A 19,403-nucleotide genomic window follows, 5' to 3' on the forward strand; every position below is an offset into this window, starting at 1 on the left:
CGCTGGGGGGCCGATCGCCTGCCTGGGTGGCGAGGGATAGGTAACTGTGCCGACATCTGCTGGTCAATTCTGCCACAACAACCGGGCAATCCACGCGGCCACGGCTGCATACGGGTTCCCTACTCAGCATCCGCTTGGCGGCCCGTCACCGATAACCCACCCACCAGCAGCGAGGGGGTGTAACAAGCGCCATTCCACTCCGCATCACCGCCCAGTTCAATCACCTGTTTCAAAGCCGTGTAGACATTACCCGACACCATCGTGTCCTTAATACGACCGAGAATCTCGCCGTGGCGGACCCGATATCCTAAATCAACATTGATCGAAAACTCTCCCGAAATGCCCGCCCCACCGCCCAAAATCTGATCCACAATAATGCCATCCGCCATCGTAGCAATCAGTTCATGGAGCAGCTTCCCAGGCTGATCGGCGATCGCGGCTCCCGGTTTCACCAATAAATTGAATACCCCCGGCGTGGGATAACTGCCCAACCCAGGCCGAAAGCCATTGCCCGTGGTGCCACTGCCCAAGGCACGCCCCATGCGGTGATCGGTATAGAACAATTGCAAAATCCCATCCCGGATAAAGGTAATCGGACGGGTGGGGACGCCCTCGTCATCAAAGGGACAGCTAAAAGGACCTTCCGTAGGCGACTGCATGAGGGTAATACTCTCCGCCATCACAGGGGCACCCAGGCGATCGCTCCAGGGGGAGGCCCGCTCCACCACCTGCTTCCCATTCAGGGCAGCCTGGACAGTCCCCCAGAGCATATCAGCAGCCTTAGCGGTGAAGAGCACTGGCATTCGTTTGCTGGGGGCGATCGCGGTTTGCCGTGCCCAATCAAGACGTTGCAAAATTTGGTGGGCGAGGGTCACCGGGTCCAGGCTACCCCGTTGGGTTTGGCCGTCCGAAACATTGAGGAAATCATCCCCCCGGACCCAGTCCGCTGACAGATAGCCGCTGAGGGTGATATCGGTGTAGCTACAATCCAGGCCCTTAGAGTTGAGCAACCGCGTAGTTTCTGACTCACACTCCCATTCAGCGTTACAAATGGCCTCCGGGTAGGACTCGCGCACGAGGGCGATCGCGGTTTCCCCCCAGGTCATGAGTTGCTGTACCGCCACCGCCTCCCCCAGATCGGGATACTGGGTAATACTACCGGGGGTAAGGTCAATGGTTTCCGGTTCGTTTAAGTCACTCAGGGCGATCGCCCGATCAACCAATAGCTGGGGCGCAACGGGACCGTAGGCAACCGCAAGACCGGGTTGACCATTCCGCCAAATGCGCAGGGCGGTCCCCTCACTTTCCGTGACCTCAATCTGTTTGAGACGATTCGCCTCAAAGAATAGGGGGCGCGAGAAGGACTGGCTCTGAAAAACCTCAGCGGCTTCAGCACCAGACTTTGCCGCTAACTCAATCAACTGCTCCGCAAGGGAGTCGGTTTTGGCATTCATGGAGTTACGCACGATTTCTCGTCGGGAAAGCGACACCAACCGCAAGGCAACACGCCCTGAGAGTTAATTTACGGCAAATCGAGGGTCTGGAGGAGCCAAAATCCGGCAAAGGCTTCTGACTGGGGATCGGACTGAACGGCAAGAAAATGAACGTTTTGGGCGTTTCGTTTGCGGTCTTCAAAGGTTTGGGCTTCCTCTTGGGCCGTGCGATCGCGCAGGGGAACCAATAGCCACTGCTCATTCGCACCGGTTTGTAACAATAACTGGTTGGGGGGGGTCCCCGCAGCTTGCAAACTGGCCACTTCCAAACCGGACATCCAAGCCGCCAGGGGCAGTGCCCGTGAGGAGTAGATAATCAGGCCAGGAATTTGGGTCTCAGGGGCCAGATCAAAGAGGGTCAGGGGAAAGACCTCGCCAAAGTCGATCGCCCAGTCGCCCAGATCAGCAAAGGTCGCTGCTTCCAGGGTGACAAAGCGCCACTGTTCCCCCCGCAGAGCGTCAGGGAGGCGCTGCACACTGCCGCCTTGCATTTGCACGGAAGGGGATTGGCCCGGTTGATAGCCCGGTTGTTGGGGATAAAAGTCGGCTTCGCGTTGCTTGATCCAAGCCCAGAGGGCAAAGGTGCGCCGACTGGCGATTGCGGGAATATTGAGTTCTCCACAGGCGCGGCTGATCATATTCGTCATCTGCCGCCGAAAAAAGCGGATTTTGTCCGGGGGCTGCGCGGCTTTAGCGATCGCTGTTGTCAGCGCCTCCTTTAGCCAGATGGAATTGACCTGGTTGCTATCGCAAAATTGGCTATAGCGAAACAGGGTATCGAGGGAGCAATTGGGGGCGAGGGGACTCTCGCACACCAACATCTCCCAGCGTTTTTTATTATTCTCATCCACGATCGGGCGTGAGTAGAAATCCAGTTCCCAAATGGTATTCATGCAAGGTTGCGAGTAGGTTGCGCATCGGCAGCGCGTCGCCACCGGCGAATTGATGACAACTGCATTTAGAAGCGTACAGGTTTTGGGGACCGGGGGGGTAGTTATGCCCATCGTTCAGCCCGGGAGGATCAGGATCAGGGTTTAGACTCAGGACAGAGGTTAGCCCCCCGCGCTAAGCGGTAGCCCCCCAAAAGGGGGGGAAGGTCGTGGGAATCGCCGTGGGTTTTCTCCCCTAGCCATTCGTATAATCCAGTCATCCAGATAATTCAGCAGGCCGCATAAACGTTAACGGGTGATCGCCAATGGACGCAGGTGTGTTGTTGAAGGGGATAGCGATCGGGTTGGCGATCGCGGCTCCGGTGGGGCCGATCGGGGTGCTGTGTATTCGACGCACCTTGGCCGACGGGCAGTTAGTCGGTCTGCTGTCGGGGTTGGGGGCAGCCACGGCGGATGCGGTGTATGGGGCGATCGCGGGGTTTGGGCTAACGATCGCGGCCAACTTTTTGCTCAACTATGCCGCTGGGTTACAACTCCTGGGCGGTCTCTTTCTCTGCTACCTGGGGGTGAGGACATTCCTAACGCCACCCGCCCTAGAGGCCGCCACGGTTGAGGGGCGGGGGTTGCTGGGGGCCTATGCCTCAACGTTTTTCCTGACCTTGACGAATCCAGCCACGATTTTGGCCTTTATGGGGGTGCTGACGGGGTTGGGAATTTTAAGCCACGATCGCGGCTCAGCGGCCCTATTGGTATTGGGGGTATTCCTAGGGTCAGCCCTGTGGTGGTTGATTTTGAGCAAGGGTGTTAGCCTATTCCGCACGCGCTTGACTCAGACAGGATTACAGTGGCTCAACCGACTTGCTGGCGTCGTTATTTTCGCCTTTGGCTTGCTGACGCTGTTACCCGATTTCTAAGCCCCCAACCCACTCCCCGTCCGCGACGGTTGGCTACCCTCACTCGCTACCTCTTGGGAGGCCTCCTGCTGTTGGGCTTGGGCCTATCGGGGGGTGCCCCGTGGCCCTGGCCTGTCCCCGCGATCGCGCAGCCTCCCCAAGGAGAAATCGCCCAGAAGCAGCCCCTCTCGGTGGATGACCTGCAACGTTACCAGCAACAGGTGGAGCAGTATCGCAGTGGCCTAAACCAACGGCGGCAGCAACTGGAGCAAATCGAATCCCTGGTGCAGCGCAACGTCGTGGGGTTGGATTACAACCTAAAAACGACCGACGGTCAACTCCAAGACAGCGAATATCAACTTCAACTGGCCGAGAAAAATCTGAAGTTGTTGCAAGCGGACCTCATGCAAGCGCAAGCCAGCTACCAGCAGCAACAGTCCGCCACGATCGCCCGTCTTCGCTTTCTGCAACGGCAACAAGGCGTTCAAGGCTTAGCCGTCCTGCTTAAAAGCGATAACCTCACCGACTTCCTCGCCCGTCGTCACCAGTTAAAGCAACTGTTTAACCACGATCGCGAGCAACTCCTGGCCCTGCAAACCGAAGCCGACAAGCTCAACCAACAACGGCTGATTGTGGCACAACAGAAAAACGCGATCGCCCTGATCCAGCAACAGATTTTGGCCCAGCGATCGCAATTTACCGCCCAACGGGCCGCCCAAACCGCATTGATGCAGCGATTACAGACCGATCGCCAAGCCCTCCTCGCTGCCGAAGCCCAGATCGCCCGTGATTCCGTCAGCCTTACCCAACTGATTCGGACCCGTGGCGGGACCACCCCTGGCCCCCAACTGCGGATCATCCAGGGACGGCGGGGGCGAGGCCGCATGATCTACCCCGTCAATGCCCCCATCACCAGCCACTTCGGCTGGCGCGTCCATCCCATCCTGGGTACCGAACGCTTCCACGCGGGTACCGACTTCGGTGCCGATCACGGCACACCCATTGTGGCAGCGGCGGCAGGCACCGTCCTTGTTGCCGACTGGTATGGGGGCTACGGCAATGCTGTTGTCATTGACCACGGCGGCGGCATTACCACCCTCTACGGCCACTGTAGCGAACTCTACGTCACCGAAGGCCAAACCGTCATGGCGGGCCAAGCGATCGCCGCGATCGGTTCCACCGGCCTCTCCACTGGCCCCCACCTCCACTTTGAAGTCCGCGAAAACGGCGACCCCGTTGACCCCATGAACTACCTCTAACCCCCCTTCGTGCCCCTTCGTGCCCTTCGTGTCTTAGTGGTTCATAACCCCGTTCATAGCCCGCCCATAACCCCATTCATAACCCCGTTCATAACCCCACCCCAAACAAGCGACAATAGTCACCAACCCTGCATTCACCAAGGACCCAGACACTCATGGCCAACATCCGCGTCGGCAACGGCTACGACATCCATCGCTTAGGACCCGATCGCCCCCTCATCCTCGGCGGCGTCAAAATCGACCACGAACTTGGCCTCATCGGCCACAGCGATGCCGATGTCCTCACCCACGCCATCATGGATGCCATGCTCGGAGCCGCCAGCCTGGGCGATATCGGCCACTACTTCCCCCCCGAAGACCCCAAGTGGAAAGGCGCCGATAGCCTGCAACTCCTCACCCAGGTCAACGAGCTGATCCTCAACCAGGGCTGGCAAGTCGGTAACGTCGATTCCGTCATCGTCGCCGAACGGCCCAAACTCAAACCCCATCTCGCCCAAATGCGCGATCGCCTGAGCGCTTGCCTCCGGCTCACCAGCAACCAGGTCAGCATCAAAGCCACCACCAACGAACGCCTCGGACCCATTGGCCAAGAAGAAGGGATTGCCGCCTATGCCGTCGTTCTGCTCCATCGTCGCTTTTAACCCAGGGGTTAACCCCAGGCTCAACCCGCAATCTCTGCAAATTTACGGAGCGATCGATTGACAAAAATTTACCCTTGAATTAAGAACCATAAACTTATATTTTTTAAGATTAAAGTAAAATCATTTATTAACAATTGTTGTGTGCAAGTCCGCTTTTTAAGAATTGTTGCGAATTTGCGGATGTCACGTTTGGGTGGGTGCATCCCCCTTTTGGCCTATGCCAACGCCTTGAAATCCCAGCAAATAGGAATGAAAAGTGGATCGGCCCTTACAACATCAGGACAGTGATCAAGCCTACGGCATCGCTGCGATCGGCCCTCTGGAGAGAACCGCAGCTAACGTTTATCCATGCGCTAGGCAGCCCGCGTTGGACTACTTTTTTGCGATTTCCCCCGATTTACTCGGTGTGATTAATCCGAATGGCTACTTCCATTGCTTAAATTCCAGTTGGGAGCGGGTGCTGGGCCTAACGATCTCGACGTTGCAACAAAAGCCCTGGTTTGAGTGGTTGGCGGGAGGCGATCGCGCGGTTGCCAGGGCGATTCACGATCGCCTCGGTCCCGATTGTCCGCACCTTCAGTTTCAAGGGCACGTCGATTGCCCGTTACGTCCGTCACCGCCTTTAGCTTGGCAACTCTTCTATCAAGCCGATCAACCCTGGATCTATGTCATTGCCCAGGTTGTGTCACCGCCCCCCTCCGACCACACCCCCACCTGGGAAAGTGAGGCACAATTCCAGCATCTCGTTGAAACGATTGAAGACTACGCCATCTATCAACTCGATCGGAAAGGGCACATCGTCAGTTGGAATATTGGAGCCGAGCGGATTCACGGTTACACAGAGGCCGAAATGATTGGCCAATCCGTGACTCGGTTATATCCGCCAGAAGCGATCGCCGCCGGTAAGTTTGAACAAGAACGCCAGACCGCACTGGCTACGGGCCATTACCAGGACGAAAGCGAACGGGTGCGCAAGGATGGGTCGCGCTTTTGGGTGAATTCCGTGTTGACGACCCTATACGATCGCCACGGCAACCTCCAGGGATTCACCAAGGTAACCCGTGATATTACGGAACGGAAGCAACATGAAGCGCTGTTACAGCATACCAACGAACTGCTGGAGCAACGGGTGGCCGAGCGCACAGCGGAACTGTTGAGCGCAAATCAGCAGCTACGGCATGAAATCGAGGAGCGCCAGGAAGTGGAGGCCAAACTCCGGCGCTCGGAAGAGCGCTTGCGTCGCCATGCGGAACAACTGCGTCGTCTCCTGCGCCAACTCAAGAACACCCAAGCCCACCTCATCCAGGCCGAGAAAATGTCTAGTTTGGGGCAGTTGGTGGCCGGTGTGGCCCATGAAATTAATAATCCCGTCAGCTTTATCTCCGGGAATTTAACCCATGCCCGCCAGTACTTACACGACCTGCTAGAGGTTCTCGCCCTCTACCGTAAGCACTACCCGGAACCTGCCTTAGAAATTCAGGCCCAGGAACTGGCCATTGATGTGGATTTCCTCGTCACCGATTTGCCTGCCCTGCTGAACTCCATGATGTTGGGGGCCGATCGCATTCACCAGATTGTCCTCTCCCTGCGCAACTTCTCCCGCCACGATCAGGCCGCCTGCAAGGCTGTTGATATTCATCAAGGGCTGGACAGCACTCTGCTGATCCTGCGCCACCAGTTAACCCTGCCCGATGGCCGTCAAACCATTACGGTGGAAAAAGACTATGGTGACTTACCCCTGGTGGAGTGCTATCCCGGACAACTGAACCAGGTCTTTATGAATTTGCTGAGTAACGCGATCGATGCGATCGCCGATCGCTTTGCCCCGCCCGCACAAGCCCCCAGTTGCGATCGCTTTGCCGATAAACCCGTCACGTCAGGAGACTCCCAGTCGGCACTGGTGGTTGCCCCCCCCCAGACAGACATCCGTTCTCAGGGGCAACTGCTGACCGCCCCGACTCCCACCCTGCGCCTCCAGACGGAACAAACCGACCCCGACTGGATCACAATTCACATTGCCGATAATGGCATTGGCATCCCGGCAGCCCTGCAACAGCAGTTGTTTGACCCCTTCTTCACCACCAAACCCGTCGGTAAAGGGACAGGGCTAGGGCTATCCATCTCGTACCAGATCATTGTGGAACGGCATCGGGGCCACCTCCACTGCCAATCGCAACCAGGGGTAGGCACCACGTTTACGATCCGCATTCCGTTGCGGCAACAGCCTTAATCACCTCAACCTCTCCGCTCAGCGATGACTATCGGTTTTGGTGTATCTCTGTTATGGTCATTTGCGGGCAGACTAGGTATAAAGCAGATGCGTGCTGTGGCGCTCGTGAACGGATGTCGTGAACGGATATGTTAACCCACGTTGACCGTCTCCTCTTTGTCAGAGGTGTTCCTGTCTTTAAGGAACTGCGAGATGATTTTCTCGTGAAGTTGGCTGCGGTCATGGAGGAAGTCGAGTTCCCAGCCAATTACACCATCTTTGCCGAGGGACAGGAGGGGCGATCGCTGTATATTGTCGTTTCCGGGCGGGTATCGGTCCACACGGGGAAGGAAGAGTTGGCCCAGTTAACCCCAGGGGCTTGCTTTGGGGAAATGTCGGTGTTTGATGCGGAACCGCGATCGGCCTCGGTGACCACCCTGAGCCGCTGCGAGTGCCTCACCCTGAATCAGCAGCAATTGTATGAGGCGATCGAGGAAACCCCTGGGATTGCCATTAACATTATTCGTCTCCTATCCTCCCGCATTCGCGAGTTGAACCAAAAGCTCAAGGCCAAGGATCTCATGCACCAGCGGGTCATGGCCTTCTACGAAACCCAAGGAGCGATCGCGCCGGATGGCCGTCTCTCCGATTTAGGTCCCACCCGGCGCTAGTAGGTTCGTTACACTGGGATGAGTATGCTGCCAACCCCGATCGTGATATCAGGCTAGAGGCAAATCGTGGCTCCTAATCCGTTTTTTGTGGGTGGCCCCACCCCCAGCGACTATTTTATTGGACGTTCAACTGAAATTAAGATTGCCTTTGACCAAATTAGTAAGCGTGCCCATGCCGCTTTCTACGGCAGTTCTGGCATGGGCAAATCCTCCCTGTTAAAGCTGTTCCTGTGTCCGGAAATTTGGCAACAGCAGGGGCAGGCAATGGATAAAGCCTGCATTGTTTATATTAATTGCACCGATATTAACCCGTTTACACCTCCGCGCTTTTTCCGGGAAATTCTGGTTGCCCTCCAGGAGGAAGTTGACGCCGACCCCGCTCTGGCGGCAGAGGTGGGGGCAAGGCTGCACGGGGACACCCCAATCACCAAGGGCGATTTGCGTAAAGTGTTGAAAACTATCGGTCAACGCGATCGCTTTTTATTGCTGTTAATTGATGACTACGACTATGCCCTGCGTGCCCACGCGGACTACAGCGAAACTGAAATGCTCACCTTCCTGAGCGAGTTTCGTAACCTGGCGGTCCACAGTCGGGAAAGTCGCTATTTGGCCACGATCGTCACCTCCTTCCGACGGCTGACCGAATTGGGTCCCCCCCTGCCCCCCAGTGGCTCCCCCTGGTATAACCACTACCTCTTCCAACCCCTGCGGCCTTTCTCAGATCAGGAAGTCGAAACCCACTTTTTCCAGGTGGATTCGCCGTTGTTTATGCCGATCGTCCCGTCCCTCAAGGCAGGAGTGTTGGAAATCACCAATGGCCACCCGGCCCTACTCCAACAGGCGGGATATTTACTCTACGACACGCTACAGGCAGGGCAAATCCCCGATATCGAAGCCTTTGCCCGCGACTTTGAAAGCCGGACCGAACATTTTTTCAAAAACACCTGGGACTTCTCCACGGAAGCGGAGCGCGTCTTAATGATGCTGATTGCGCTGCTGCGCCTCCAGGGACGGCTCAACCAACGCGACAGCTACCGCCTCAATGGCATTGACCTCATCTTAAGCCAACGCCGCCGCGAACTGATCGATCTAGAGGAACGGGGGGTCATCAAACCCCTCCGCCCGCCCGCCGAGACAGCCTATGCCTTTGCATCCTCTATGATGGAATGGTGGGTGATTCAGGAACTCGAAAACAGCGACGAAGCCATCCTGGCTGGGCGTGAGCGGGTCTTGCTTAACCTGATGAGTCGCGATCAGGTCGAGCAGGTGCAGGCCGTCATCCGACAGGTATGGCAGCAGCGAGAAGCGGTGCGATCGCTCATCGAATGGATTGTGCGCTTGTTGAAAGCCTAATTCATCGGGGTGCTTTGATGCTTGATCAAACCCACATTCAACCGTGGGTCATTAACCATATCTCCAGGGTAAGGGTTTGAGGATTCAGGATATCCGGTATGGCATCTCCAACCACAACGCTCATCAAAGAAAATCCCTACATTATTGGTCGGCCTATTTACGAGCCAGAGCGATTCTTTGGACGGGAAGACCTCTTCCAATTTGTCGCCGATAATTTAGCGAAACAGGCGAAGGTCATTCTGCTCCACGGCCAGCGGCGGATTGGCAAGTCGTCCGTGCTGTCCCAAATTCCTAACTTTGTCAGACTGCCAGACTTTGTTTTTGTTTCCTTGTCCCTAGAAGGGCAGGGAGATAAGCCCTTGGCCGAGGTTCTCCATGTGCTGGCGGGCGAAATCCTGGCGGAACTCGATTTTGCGCCTGAGCAAGTAGAACTACCGGATGAGACTGTGTTTCAACAGCGGTATCAAGTGTTTGCTGAGGTCTTTTTACCCCAGGTCTATCGCGTCCTCGCGGGGAAAAAGTTGGTGTTGCTCCTGGATGAATTTGATGTCTTGCACAGCAACGGGCCGGGGACTGCTGTGGAGCAGTTTTTCCCCTACTTGCATGAGGTCGTCGATCGCCATGAGTCCCTCTTTATCATCCCGGTGGTGGGGCGACGGCTGAACGATCTGCCGAATTTGCTCAACCTGTTCCGCGAAGCCCCCTACCAGGAGGTGGGGTTACTCCGACCGGAACCCACCTATCGCCTGATTACGGAACCCGCCAAAGGGGTCCTGCACTACCACGCCGATGCGCTGGAGGCCATCCTGGAATTGGCGGCGGGGCACCCCTACTTCACCCAAGTCCTCTGCTTTGCAGTCTTTACGCAGGCCAGGGAGCAACAACAGTGGCAGGTGCATCGTGTAGATGTCGAAGCGGTGATTGAGCGGGCGATCGAGATTGGGGAAGGGGGCTTGGCTTGGTTCCGGGATGGCTTGCCGCTTCCGGAGCGGGTTGTCCTGTCAGCAGTGGCCGAATCCCAACAGCAACGGGCGGAAGCTCCCCAGGCAGCGGCGGATATTCTGACGCTGTTGCAGCATCATGGCGTGGAACTGACGGACACCCTTTATCAAGCTGGTTTGCGTCTCCTGGAGTGGCATTTTATCCGAGAACCCGCCCTGCCACCCTCGGCCCATCCCCGCCACGTTTATGACGTGACGATCGATCTCGTTCGCCGTTGGCTCGTGAAGCGCTATCCCCTGCGGGACGAAATTCTAGAACTGGAGAAACTTGATCCCCAGGCCCAACGCCTCTATGAGGAAGCCAGTCAACTCTACCAAGCGGGCGATCTGACGGCAGCGATCGCGGCCTATGAACAAGCCCTCAGCCATAATCCCAACCATTTTAGTAGTTTATTTGATCTGGCCCATGCCTATTGGGAGGCTCAGCGCCGCGATCGGGCACGGGCACTCTGCCAGCGACTGGAGTTGGTCGATCCCATTCGGGTGGCCATGTTCGCCCCCCCGCTCCCGGAACCGGCCACCAAACCCTCCCCTAACGTAGCCGCGTCCGTCCTTCAACACCCGGCCATCCAGAGCTTGCGACAACGGATTGCCGATCACCAAACGAAAATTGCCCAGGAACAACACAAGCCCCATCCCAACTGGAATCTGATTGCACACTGGCAAATGAGTATTCATGCCTTTGAAAAAAGTGTTCAGCAGCTTTGCCAACGCTTGGAGTCCCGGCAATGATCCAGATGAGCGATCGTCCTATTCCTACCCATAACGACACCCTCAGCGCCCTGATCACGGAACTGGGGGAAGAAAGTCAGCAGGTGGTTGCCCTGATCAACCAATTGCGGCTCCCCCACCTCACACCCCAGCAACAGGTGGCCATCTTGTCCGAGTTACTGGCCTCAGTCGTGCATTTACATATCCACTGTGATGCGTCCTTCCAAGACTTACTCGTGGCCGAGATTGAGGACCTGACACGGGCAGAACCGGGTTAGGGTGGGTGACGCCATCCTTGGAATTGCCGCATGAGTCCTGGGGGGAATTTGACTCAAGGGAAGAATTTGACTGAGGACCTTGCCCCTGGGGAATAATCGACTATACTGGGAAAGCGCAACGCGGGGTAGAGCAGTCTGGTAGCTCGTCGGGCTCATAACCCGAAGGTCAGTGGTTCAAATCCGCTCCCCGCCACCAACTAAATCTAAATATCCAGCCAGGGGTTGAGTGTTCACATTCAGCCCCTTTGACGTTGTCCTAGAGCGATTCCACCCCCAACGCCAAAACTGGGGTATTGAATGCCAGACATGGGGCAAGGCTATGCTGGGCTAGGGGTATCGCTGGGGGGCGCGTCATCCCCGTGGCGATCGCCTGCATTCGGGACAAGCTCCTGGACGATCGCTTCCATACTAGCAATCGTTGGGGGCACCGATCGGGGATCAAGGAACATCACCTTGCTACTGTCACTACTGCCGATTTTGGTCCCCATTTCCAGATAGCTCTGGGCCAGGAGAAATTGCAGCGCCCTGGCATTCATCGGGTCCTGTTTTAAGGTCTCGGCGATGATGCCCATTGCCTCTGCCGTTGCCTTAGCTTGCAAAACCTTGCGCTGCCGTTGGGTCTCCGCTGTCATCAGGGCAGCCTTTTGCTGGGCCTCCGTCTCAATGAGTTGCGCCTCCGCATCCCCCCTGGCCACATTAATGGCAGCTTCCCGTTCCCCTTCTGAGGTTAGGATGGCCGCCTGCTTTTTACGCTCCGCCGACATTTGTAACTCCATCGCCCCTTGCACTGTCTTAGACGGCACAATATCCCGCAGTTCCACCCGGGTGACTTTCACGCCCCAGGGTTCCGTGGCAATATCCAGTTCCCGCAGGAGGATCTCATTGACTTCACTTCGGGCCGTAAAGGTTTGATTGAGGTCTAATTTCCCCACCTCAGACCGAATCTGGGTTAAGACTAAGTTCACCATCGCTGCCTGTAGATTCTGGACTTTGTAGTAGGCTCGTTCTAAATCCAGGATGCGCCAATACACCACCGCATCCACTGTAATCGATACGTTGTCACGGGTAATACAATTTTGGGGCGGAATCTCCAACACCTGTTCCCGAATGGTTTCCTTACAGGCAATTTGAGACAAAAAGGGGGTGATAAAATTCAGCCCCGGTTCTAGCTTACGCCCATCATAGCGCCCCAGAAATTCCACTAGGGCTTCTTCTCCCTGCTTAATAATCCGAATGCTGCTACCGAGCGTGGTTGCACCCGTCAGAAACAGGAACATTAGCAACCAGAACTGTGACATGTAAACCTCACTTATAGATAATGAATGAATGCTTGGAAAAGGGTTTCTGGAACCACAATTAAGGTATTGCCTTCCCGCCGCAGGACATAGACTTTCTGGTTGGCCGCGATCGGGTCATGGGCTTGTTCACAGGTGGCGGGCCAGGAACTCCCTTCATATAAAACCCGCCCCCGCTGGCCGGGTAGGATTTCCGTCAGGGTCATGGCTTCTGCACTACTCGGCATTACCCCCTTCTGACGCGGCATAAAGATTGGGCGAATCCAAATGATCAAGGCCATTGACAGCCCCATCCAATACAAAACCTGAAGGCTCATCCCGTCATACATGATGTATGCCCAAATAAAGCCCAAGGTAATCGAGGCTCGCCACAGAATCAGCCAAACGATCCAGGCACTTACCCCCATTGTTAGGGCAATCAGCCGGTAGGCAGGCGCGATTTTCCGATTGATGAAAAACTCAAGCAAGCAGAGAGCGACCCCTGCTAGAAACCAAAACCAGGGCGGCGTAATCATTTTTTGACTCGATAGATCCAGTTGCCATGATTTCTCGGTCAAACAGCTATCGATATTTTTAGGCTATATTTTTACCTAACTATCAATAACTGTATGATGGCCATTATAGAAGGTTTTTGATCGCGATTGAAATCAAAATGATAAGTCTTCATTGATTTTTCATGAATGATTGATCTAAAGCATTATTTCAATGAAGTTTTATGTTGGTTTTGAAGCTTGCTAGAAGATATTGCGATGGCTAGTCATCTGTCTTAGGATAGAATTTTTTCGCGATTTAAGCCTGGGTTGATGAAGTTTCCTAGCTACCTCGCAAAGACTTGTGTTCCATCCTAATTTTAAGTACTCAGCATGAATTGTGGATATCTCGGAAAATACTAATTCGCTATTGTATCCACGCAATTATCAGGGGTTGAGGCTCTGCCGCTTGCCTCAATTAACCGAGGTTACCTTGTCGTATTAGTTGATAATGGCCCCTGGACACGGTGAAGACAGCCCTTTTCCCCTGAGTGAGGTACAGGCAGGGTGCTTGAGCGACTTGTTCACCGGCTATGAGTGTTCTTCGGTAGATGGGGTAACACAGTTAAAGCGACCATTTTTCAAAGCAACCCTTAATGTCTAACCGGGGAGTCAATCTCGGCGGCAACTGATCAACTTGATGGGTAAAACGGCTTGCCATCCGCCAACAATTCGGTTATACTGGGAAAGCTCAACGCGGGGTAGAGCAGCCTGGTAGCTCGTCGGGCTCATAACCCGAAGGTCAGTGGTTCAAATCCGCTCCCCGCCACCAAACTAAATTAAAACAATCGCAACAAGGGTTGAGTGCAGAAGCATTCAGCCCTTGTTGCTGTCTAGGGACAGACATCCTGTTGCGGGGATCTTCCTGATTGGCTGACAAAACTCGAACCGCCCTCACCCTAACCCCTTGACCTCTGCTTCCCTACCCAAATCCATCGCCTGCGGAGAGCCGGTCCCGCGATTCAACAGACTGTACCAAACCGTATCAGATTCTACAATTTTGCCCGTTCCCCTCCTGTTAACTTGATAACACTTCTCCGCTTCCTGGTATTTTCACGGACCTGTCTACTCCTGTCGCGGTATTCTCCTCTGCCCTCATCCCGGCGAGATATACCTGCTGGGAGCCAGAGAAGCATCTGCACCTAAGGCAACCTTGAGTCTGGCTCTGGGGTTGTTTCGTCGGTATGCACTAAATGTCGGGCTGTCATGGACCAACATTGGGTGGGCTACTAGTGGTTTAAGGAGTCTGATCAGCGTGAGTAATTCGAGATTGATGAATCTGTCGCGTCGGCAAGTGGTACGGGGGTTATTAGCAGCGGCAGCCTTTGGCACGGCGACAAAATTTGGCACCGGCTGTAGCACGCCCCCCACAACGCCAACGGGTAGCGACGGTGAAAGCCCAGGGGCCACTGGGGGCGGTTCAAGCGGGACACCGCTTGTTGTTGGCTTTATCTATGTGGGTCCTAAGGATGACTACGGCTATAATCAGGCCCATGCTGAAGGGGCCGCCGCAATGGCTGCCAATGTTCCCGGTATCAAAATTGTGGAAGAGGCCAGTGTACCCGAAACAACCGCTGTCGCTGAAACCATGCGCAACATGCTCGAAGTGGATGGCGCCAAGGTTCTCTTCCCAACCTCTTTCGGCTATTTCGATCCCTATATTTTGGAAATGGCGAAGGAATTCCCGGAGGTGCAATTCTTCCATGCGGGGGGACTATACCAGGAGGGGGTTCATCCCAATAACGTGGGTAGCTATTTTGGCTATATCGATGAAGCCGAATACGTGGCGGGCATTGTCGCCGCCCATATGTCCAAGTCGGGCAAGCTGGGCTTTATTGCGGCCAAACCCATTCCCCAGGTCCTGCGGAATATCAATAGCTACACGATCGGTGCCCGCACTATTAACCCAAACATCACGACGCAGGTCATCTTCACGGGCGATTGGGCGGAACCAGTGAAGGAAGCCGAGGCCAGTAACAGCATGGCCGACCAAGGCATTGATGTGATCACCTGTCATGTGGACAGTCCCAAGGTGGTGATCGAAACGGCGGAGAAACGGGGGATCTTCTGCACTGGCTACCATGCCAACCAGTCTTCCCTCGCGCCCAAGGGCTACCTGACGGGTGCGGAATGGGATTGGTCGAGTGTCTATACCCGGCTAGGACAAGAGTTTTTGGCCGGCAAAACCCTGATGAATGGTGATATTCCCCACCTGGAACGCGGGGGCTTGGCGGAGAAATTCTGTAAGGTTTCGCCCTATGGTCCGGCGGTGAGTGATGCGGCCAAGGCGGACGCCGATGCGGCCAAGGACAAGCTGCTGAAGGGTGAGTTGGTCATCTACCAGGGACCGCTGAAAAGCAACACAGGTCGGGAAATTCTGGCCGAAGGACAGCAGTATACCCAGCAGGACATCGCGCTGGAAAAAATGGATTATCTGGTTGAAGGTGTCATCGGTTCCGTGGGGAATTAACCATGCTCAATACCCGTCAGTGGCATCGAACCCTGGAAGCGATCTGTCTGCCGATCGCGGCCCTGCTGGTTGCTTTTGTGCTCTTCGGGATTTTTTGTGCGATCGCGGGGGCCAATCCCTTCGCCGTCTACGCTTCCATTTATAAAGCTGCGTTTGGCAGTTGGAGTGCTTGGCAAAATACCCTGATTCGGGCCTCTCCCCTGATGCTGACGGCCTTGTGTACCGCCCTACCAGCCCGTTTGGGGTTGGTCATCATTGGTAATGAAGGGGCCTTGGTCATGGGAGGGCTGGCGGCTACCGTGGTGGGGTTGAGCTTGGGGACCTCCATAACGGGCGTGACGGTCCAGGTGGGCATGGCCTTGGGCGGCGCGATCGCCGGTGGCTTGTGGATCATGATTGTGGGTGCCCTACGCCACTATCGCGGGGTTAATGAAACCATCAGCAGTTTGTTGATGAACTACCTCGCGATCGCCTTCCTAAACCACCTGGTGGAAGGCCCCATGCGCGATCCGGGATTTGTCACCAAGCCATCGAGTACCGCCCTGCTAGAAGCCAACTGGCTGGGCACCCTGCCGGGAACCCGCATTCACTATGGGCTACTCTATGGCCTGATTGCCTGCGCGATCGCCTATATCCTGATCCAGCGCACCACCTTTGGCTTTGCCGCCCGGACCGCCGGGGGGAACATTCGCGCGGCCCGAATTGCGGGATTGCCCGTCGGTAAACTCACCCTGGCAATTTGCTTTCTGGCGGGGTCAGCAGCCGGGTTGGCCGGGATGGTGGAGATTGCCGCTGTGCAGAGGCGGGCGAATGCGTCCCTGGTGTCCAACTACGGCTATGCCGGGATTTTGGTTGCCTTTGTCGCCCGTCACAATCCCCTAGCCACGATCCTGGTGGCGGTGATGTTGGGGGGAATGCTGGCCAGTGGCGGGATTCTCCAGCGATCGCACAATTTGCCTGATGCCACGATCCTAGTTTTCCAGGGGATCGTCTTCCTTTGTGTACTGTACAGCGAATCCCTCTACGGTCGCCTCCCCTTCTTCCAAGATCGGGTCGTGGTGCCGGCAACCAAGCCACCGGTTGCAACCCCGGTCTAGCGACTTGCACACCCAAATCACCCATCCATTGCGTGGAGAACCCTGAATCATGGCAGCAGAATCACTGGGTTGGTGGGGCGTTCCCCTCGGCATTTTGGCCGGAACCCTGCGGGGCAGTGCCCCCTTCCTCTTCGTCAGCTTGGGCGAGTGCCTGACGGAGAAGAGCGGCAAGATTAACCTGGGGTTAGAGGGAACCCTGCTGATGGGGGCCATGAGTGCCTACGCCATTGCCTTCCTGACCCAACCGACTCTGGGACCAGTGCTGGCTCCCTGGTTAGGGGTCTTGGTGGCCGGTATCGCGGGCATGTGTCTAGGCAGCATTCACGGCTGGCTTTCCCAGCAACCACGGGTGAACGACGTAGCCGTGGGAATTGCCATGATCATTTTTGGCAGTGGGACCGCTTTTTTCCTGGGGAAACCCTTTATTCAACCCCAGGCTCCCCAATTACCCACCCTCGATCTGGGGGGCTGGAGTCACCTGCCCCAAGTCCAATCCGCCCTAAAAATTAGTCCATTATTTATCCTCGGCATTGTGCTGGCACCCTTACTGGCCTGGTTCTTCCGGTCTACCCGGTGGGGGTTGTATGTGCGGGCAGTGGGGGACAGTCCCGAGGCCGCGCGGGCAATGGGAATTTCCATCTTTAAGGTGCGAATGCTAAGCATTATTGCGGGTAGTTTTCTGGCCGGGATCGGGGGGGCCTGCCTCTCGCTCTACTATCCCGGCGTTTGGACCGAACGCATTTCCAGTGGCCAGGGCTTGATGGCGGTTGCCCTCGTGATTTTTGCCCGTTGGAACCCGATCCAATGTCTCTGGGCTTCACTCCTATTTGGAGGGGCACAGGCGATCGGTCCTGCATTTCAGGCCGTTGGTATCGATGCCTACTACTACCTCTTTAACGCCGCGCCCTATATTTTGACACTGCTGATTATGGTCTTTACGTGTTCACCCAAACGCACCTTATCCGGAGCACCCGGCGCACTAGGAACGAATAATTAACGTATTCTGAGGGATAGCTTCTTACGGACGATGGCGACGTGTATGGCTAATGAGTTGACCATGAATATTCACTAAATAGGGAACACAATAGGTTAATGCCGCCGCTAGCCATCGCTCCCGCGTCATTTCCCGATTTAGTAAGGCGTGACCATGATTAATCCCTAACAGGACAGTTCCCACTACGCAGGCAACTTTAAAGGCGGTTGGAAAAAACTGGGGATTGATCAAACTACGCCCAAATAATTTGAGGAAGGTCGTCATCTTAGGTGAAGTTCTGGTTAATGAACGAATCGATAGCCTGCCCTTGTTAAGGACAATTGCCCGGTGGACATCTCTAAAATTCTAAAGGGCACCTTGAAAAATTAAAATCTTGCGCTCACAAGCAACGTCATCTCGTCGGTTGGGCCAGTTCAACTGCCCCCATTCCAGATTCATCGGAGTGCCCACCACGAACTGAGGAAATCTGGACCAATGTTCACATTATCTCGTTCATAGGTATTGTAATAAAAGACTGAATAGGCAAGTGTTGAATTAAATATGACAGATAGCCTCTACCTAGCCGTCAACGGTACCCTGATGCGGGGGCTAGAATTGAACGGCAATTTGTTAGCGATCGCGGCGGCCTTTATGTGCGAAACCCAAACGGCCCCCATCTATCGCCTCTGGTCGATTAGCGATCGCTATCCGGCCATGCTGCGAGTAACAACGGGGGGGGCAGCTATTGCGTTAGAAATTTGGCAAGTGCCGATCGCGGGCCTACCCCAGTTATTGCGTCAAGAACCCCCCGGTTTGTGTTTAGGTCAAGTGCAACTAGGGGACGGGGAAACCGTGTGGGGCATTTTGGGTGAGCCATATATTTGCGAAAATCAGCGCGAGATTACCCAATGGGGGGGCTGGCGATCGTACCAAGCGGCAGCTAATCAAGCAAGCAATATACCCACTAGTGCTGACCTACTGCGGCCCTGAACAACTGCACTAGTAGCTCGAAAAGTAAATTCTGCAACGTTCGTAGTGCTGGCTTTAGCCGGCAACGACTAAAGTCGTTACTACCAACGTTGCGAAACTTTATGTTTGCTGTACTAGGTTGGCCGCCTGCACTAGTAGCTCGAAAAGTAAATTCTGCAACGTTCGTAGTGCTAGCTTTAGCCGGCAACGACTAAAGTCGTTACTACCAACGTTGCGAAACTTTATGTTCGCTGTACTAGGCGGCCTGCGCCGTTTGCCATGCGCCCATCCCTGCCAGCACTTGCTCCGTGGTGGCTGTCCAACCGACAATCCCCCCCTGTGCCCGGATCATGGCCAGGGTCGCGGCGTGGAATTCCGGGAAATAGCTGGCCGTCGCATCCTCCACCAGTAGGCACTCATAGCCGCGATCGTTGGCTTCCCGCATGGTCGTTTGCACACAGACCTCCGTGGTCACTCCGGTAATAACGAGGTGGGTAATCCCTAAACCTTGCAGGTGCTCCGCCAACTGGGTATGGTAAAAAGCTCCCTTACCGGGCTTCGGAATCACCGCCTCCGAGGGGAGGGGCTGGAGTTCCGGAATAATGCCATTCCCCGGCTCCCCTAGAATCAAAATTCGGCCCATTGGCCCCTCATCCCCGATCGTCAGCGC

The 19,403-nt window shown here is 55.5% G+C and carries 19 protein-coding genes and 2 tRNA genes; 14 read left to right on the top strand and 7 right to left on the bottom strand.

Annotated elements, in window-relative coordinates:
- Nucleotides 1-119: 119 nt before the first annotated feature.
- The 3 genes from ACWIUF_RS15820 to ACWIUF_RS15830 form a co-directional block, all read right to left on the bottom strand.
- The gene (locus ACWIUF_RS15820) at nucleotides 120-1,466 is read right to left on the bottom strand and encodes a TldD/PmbA family protein (protein WP_448573484.1); all 1,347 of its coding nucleotides are present in this window, start codon (nucleotides 1,464-1,466) and stop codon (nucleotides 120-122) included.
- A 56-nt stretch (nucleotides 1,467-1,522) separates the two neighbouring features.
- The gene (locus ACWIUF_RS15825) at nucleotides 1,523-2,386 is read right to left on the bottom strand and encodes a Tab2 family RNA-binding protein (RefSeq protein WP_448573485.1); all 864 of its coding nucleotides are present in this window, start codon (nucleotides 2,384-2,386) and stop codon (nucleotides 1,523-1,525) included.
- Between the two features lie 134 nt (nucleotides 2,387-2,520).
- Nucleotides 2,521-2,643, bottom strand: coding sequence for a hypothetical protein (locus ACWIUF_RS15830; RefSeq protein ID WP_448573486.1), 123 nt, complete (start codon nucleotides 2,641-2,643; stop codon nucleotides 2,521-2,523).
- A 45-nt stretch (nucleotides 2,644-2,688) separates the two neighbouring features.
- Here ACWIUF_RS15830 and ACWIUF_RS15835 point away from each other — a divergent pair, with 45 nt between their 5' ends.
- The 9 genes from ACWIUF_RS15835 to ACWIUF_RS15875 all read left to right on the top strand — a co-directional run bounded on the left by ACWIUF_RS15835 (nucleotide 2,689) and on the right by ACWIUF_RS15875 (nucleotide 11,595).
- Complete coding sequence (locus tag ACWIUF_RS15835) at nucleotides 2,689-3,297, top strand: LysE family transporter (RefSeq protein WP_448573487.1); 609 nt, start codon at nucleotides 2,689-2,691, stop codon at nucleotides 3,295-3,297.
- Nucleotides 3,298-3,326: 29 nt separating this feature from the next.
- A complete protein-coding gene (locus tag ACWIUF_RS15840; protein WP_448573488.1) occupies nucleotides 3,327-4,535 on the top strand; it encodes a murein hydrolase activator EnvC family protein in 1,209 nt (402 codons plus the stop codon).
- Nucleotides 4,536-4,690: 155 nt separating this feature from the next.
- Nucleotides 4,691-5,176: a 2-C-methyl-D-erythritol 2,4-cyclodiphosphate synthase gene (ispF, locus tag ACWIUF_RS15845; protein WP_448573489.1), complete on the top strand. Its 486-nt coding sequence runs from the start codon at nucleotides 4,691-4,693 to the stop codon at nucleotides 5,174-5,176.
- Nucleotides 5,177-5,432: 256 nt separating this feature from the next.
- Entirely contained in the window at nucleotides 5,433-7,406 is a 1,974-nt protein-coding gene (locus tag ACWIUF_RS15850) for a PAS domain-containing sensor histidine kinase (RefSeq protein ID WP_448573490.1), read from the top strand.
- Nucleotides 7,407-7,534: 128 nt separating this feature from the next.
- A complete protein-coding gene (locus ACWIUF_RS15855; RefSeq protein ID WP_448573491.1) occupies nucleotides 7,535-8,056 on the top strand; it encodes a Crp/Fnr family transcriptional regulator in 522 nt (173 codons plus the stop codon).
- Nucleotides 8,057-8,122: 66 nt separating this feature from the next.
- Nucleotides 8,123-9,409 (top strand): ATP-binding protein, encoded by a 1,287-nt coding sequence (locus tag ACWIUF_RS15860; protein ID WP_448573492.1) that lies wholly within the window; start codon nucleotides 8,123-8,125, stop codon nucleotides 9,407-9,409.
- 98 nt (nucleotides 9,410-9,507) lie between these two features.
- Nucleotides 9,508-11,142 carry a tetratricopeptide repeat protein gene (locus ACWIUF_RS15865; protein WP_448573493.1) on the top strand — a complete coding sequence of 545 codons (1,635 nt, stop codon included), beginning with the start codon at nucleotides 9,508-9,510 and terminating at the stop codon, nucleotides 11,140-11,142.
- A gap of 5 nt (nucleotides 11,143-11,147) precedes the next feature.
- Entirely contained in the window at nucleotides 11,148-11,399 is a 252-nt protein-coding gene (locus tag ACWIUF_RS15870; protein ID WP_448573494.1) for a hypothetical protein, read from the top strand.
- A gap of 119 nt (nucleotides 11,400-11,518) precedes the next feature.
- Nucleotides 11,519-11,595 (top strand) — tRNA-Met (locus tag ACWIUF_RS15875).
- A 121-nt stretch (nucleotides 11,596-11,716) separates the two neighbouring features.
- Here the strand turns inward: ACWIUF_RS15875 and ACWIUF_RS15880 are convergent.
- Both ACWIUF_RS15880 and ACWIUF_RS15885 read right to left on the bottom strand, forming a co-directional pair.
- Nucleotides 11,717-12,697 (bottom strand): SPFH domain-containing protein, encoded by a 981-nt coding sequence (locus ACWIUF_RS15880; protein ID WP_448573495.1) that lies wholly within the window; start codon nucleotides 12,695-12,697, stop codon nucleotides 11,717-11,719.
- An 11-nt stretch (nucleotides 12,698-12,708) separates the two neighbouring features.
- Entirely contained in the window at nucleotides 12,709-13,251 is a 543-nt protein-coding gene (locus ACWIUF_RS15885; protein WP_448573496.1) for an NfeD family protein, read from the bottom strand.
- Nucleotides 13,252-13,919: 668 nt separating this feature from the next.
- Between ACWIUF_RS15885 and ACWIUF_RS15890 the strand changes: the two genes are divergently transcribed.
- The 4 genes from ACWIUF_RS15890 to ACWIUF_RS15905 all read left to right on the top strand — a co-directional run bounded on the left by ACWIUF_RS15890 (nucleotide 13,920) and on the right by ACWIUF_RS15905 (nucleotide 17,788).
- Nucleotides 13,920-13,996 (top strand) — tRNA-Met (locus ACWIUF_RS15890).
- Nucleotides 13,997-14,479: 483 nt separating this feature from the next.
- Nucleotides 14,480-15,694, top strand: coding sequence for a BMP family ABC transporter substrate-binding protein (locus ACWIUF_RS15895; RefSeq protein WP_448573497.1), 1,215 nt, complete (start codon nucleotides 14,480-14,482; stop codon nucleotides 15,692-15,694).
- Between the two features lie 2 nt (nucleotides 15,695-15,696).
- Nucleotides 15,697-16,791: an ABC transporter permease gene (locus tag ACWIUF_RS15900; RefSeq protein WP_448573498.1), complete on the top strand. Its 1,095-nt coding sequence runs from the start codon at nucleotides 15,697-15,699 to the stop codon at nucleotides 16,789-16,791.
- Between the two features lie 49 nt (nucleotides 16,792-16,840).
- On the top strand, nucleotides 16,841-17,788 hold the full coding sequence (locus tag ACWIUF_RS15905) for an ABC transporter permease (protein ID WP_448573499.1): 948 nt from the start codon (nucleotides 16,841-16,843) through the stop codon (nucleotides 17,786-17,788).
- 21 nt (nucleotides 17,789-17,809) lie between these two features.
- Here the strand turns inward: ACWIUF_RS15905 and nrtS are convergent, their stop codons facing one another.
- Entirely contained in the window at nucleotides 17,810-18,049 is a 240-nt protein-coding gene (gene nrtS, locus ACWIUF_RS15910) for a nitrate/nitrite transporter NrtS (RefSeq protein ID WP_448573500.1), read from the bottom strand.
- Nucleotides 18,050-18,325: 276 nt separating this feature from the next.
- On the opposite strand from nrtS, the gene ACWIUF_RS15915 reads away from it, so the two are divergent.
- The gene (locus tag ACWIUF_RS15915) at nucleotides 18,326-18,754 is read left to right on the top strand and encodes an allophanate hydrolase-related protein (RefSeq protein WP_448573501.1); all 429 of its coding nucleotides are present in this window, start codon (nucleotides 18,326-18,328) and stop codon (nucleotides 18,752-18,754) included.
- Between the two features lie 235 nt (nucleotides 18,755-18,989).
- On the opposite strand, the gene ACWIUF_RS15920 is transcribed toward ACWIUF_RS15915, so the two are convergent.
- Nucleotides 18,990-19,403: cysteine hydrolase family protein (locus ACWIUF_RS15920; RefSeq protein ID WP_448573502.1), on the bottom strand; the 414-nt coding region annotated here is incomplete at its 5' end.

This window comes from Trichothermofontia sp. (assembly GCF_053493415.1).

Excerpts from the sequence above, each read along its gene's own strand:
- ACWIUF_RS15825 (WP_448573485.1), bottom strand. The coding sequence starts at position 2,386 with ATGAATACCATTTGGGAACTGGATTTCTACTCACGCCCGATCGTGGAT.
- ACWIUF_RS15830 (WP_448573486.1), bottom strand. The coding sequence starts at position 2,643 with ATGACTGGATTATACGAATGGCTAGGGGAGAAAACCCACGGCGATTCC.
- ACWIUF_RS15835 (WP_448573487.1), top strand. The coding sequence starts at position 2,689 with ATGGACGCAGGTGTGTTGTTGAAGGGGATAGCGATCGGGTTGGCGATC.
- ispF (WP_448573489.1), top strand. The coding sequence starts at position 4,691 with ATGGCCAACATCCGCGTCGGCAACGGCTACGACATCCATCGCTTAGGA.
- ACWIUF_RS15855 (WP_448573491.1), top strand. The coding sequence starts at position 7,535 with ATGTTAACCCACGTTGACCGTCTCCTCTTTGTCAGAGGTGTTCCTGTC.
- ACWIUF_RS15865 (WP_448573493.1), top strand. The coding sequence starts at position 9,508 with ATGGCATCTCCAACCACAACGCTCATCAAAGAAAATCCCTACATTATT.
- ACWIUF_RS15870 (WP_448573494.1), top strand. The coding sequence starts at position 11,148 with ATGAGCGATCGTCCTATTCCTACCCATAACGACACCCTCAGCGCCCTG.
- ACWIUF_RS15880 (WP_448573495.1), bottom strand. The coding sequence starts at position 12,697 with ATGTCACAGTTCTGGTTGCTAATGTTCCTGTTTCTGACGGGTGCAACC.
- ACWIUF_RS15900 (WP_448573498.1), top strand. The coding sequence starts at position 15,697 with ATGCTCAATACCCGTCAGTGGCATCGAACCCTGGAAGCGATCTGTCTG.
- ACWIUF_RS15905 (WP_448573499.1), top strand. The coding sequence starts at position 16,841 with ATGGCAGCAGAATCACTGGGTTGGTGGGGCGTTCCCCTCGGCATTTTG.
- nrtS (WP_448573500.1), bottom strand. The coding sequence starts at position 18,049 with ATGACGACCTTCCTCAAATTATTTGGGCGTAGTTTGATCAATCCCCAG.
- ACWIUF_RS15915 (WP_448573501.1), top strand. The coding sequence starts at position 18,326 with ATGACAGATAGCCTCTACCTAGCCGTCAACGGTACCCTGATGCGGGGG.